The sequence below is a fragment of the Virgibacillus sediminis genome (assembly GCF_042643265.1).
GTDB classification, from domain to species: Bacteria; Bacillota; Bacilli; order Bacillales; family Amphibacillaceae; genus Virgibacillus_O; species Virgibacillus_O sediminis.
In genome coordinates this window covers 1-589 of the sequence record NZ_JBHRRZ010000004.1, presented here as the reverse complement: position 1 = coordinate 589, position 589 = coordinate 1, and the positions used below count along the sequence as shown (strand labels likewise).

Genomic DNA, 589 nt, shown 5'->3' with positions numbered 1-589 from the left:
GTGAAGTCGTAACAAGGTAGCCGTATCGGAAGGTGCGGCTGGATCACCTCCTTTCTAAGGATATATGAAAAGGCTGAAACGACTGATCAGCGGCGACTTGCATAAGCAAGGAACCGCCAAGCACTGCTTTTGTGCTTGAAGTGTTCATGACTTATGTCATGAGCCGTTAGGAGTTGAAGCTGGATTACGGAAACATGCTGGTTGTTTGGTTCAGTTTTGAGGGAGCAAATGCCTCATTTTGTACCTTGAAAACTAAATAAGAGTAATACCAACGACATCTAATAATAAAGCGATAACCGCTTATTCATTGTAAATATAGTTAAGTGAATAAGGGCGCACGGTGGATGCCTTGGCACTAGGAGCCGAAGAAGGACGGGACTAACACCGATATGTCCCGGGGAGTTGTAAGTAAACGTTGATCCGGGAATTTCCGAATGGGGGAACCCACTGTTCGTAATGGAACAGCACATGCATCTGAATACATAGGGTGCATGAGGCAGACCCGGGGAACTGAAACATCTCAGTACCCGGAGGAAGAGAAAGCAAACGCGATTTCCCGAGTAGCGGCGAGCGAAACGGAATCAGCCCA

General features: G+C 47.2%; 2 rRNA genes. Both read left to right on the top strand.

Annotation, left to right across the window (positions count from 1 at the left end):
* Positions 1–54 (top strand): 16S ribosomal RNA (locus tag ACFODW_RS03100); the annotation flags it as partial.
* Positions 55–317: 263 nt separating this feature from the next.
* Positions 318–589 (top strand): 23S ribosomal RNA (locus ACFODW_RS03095); the annotation flags it as partial.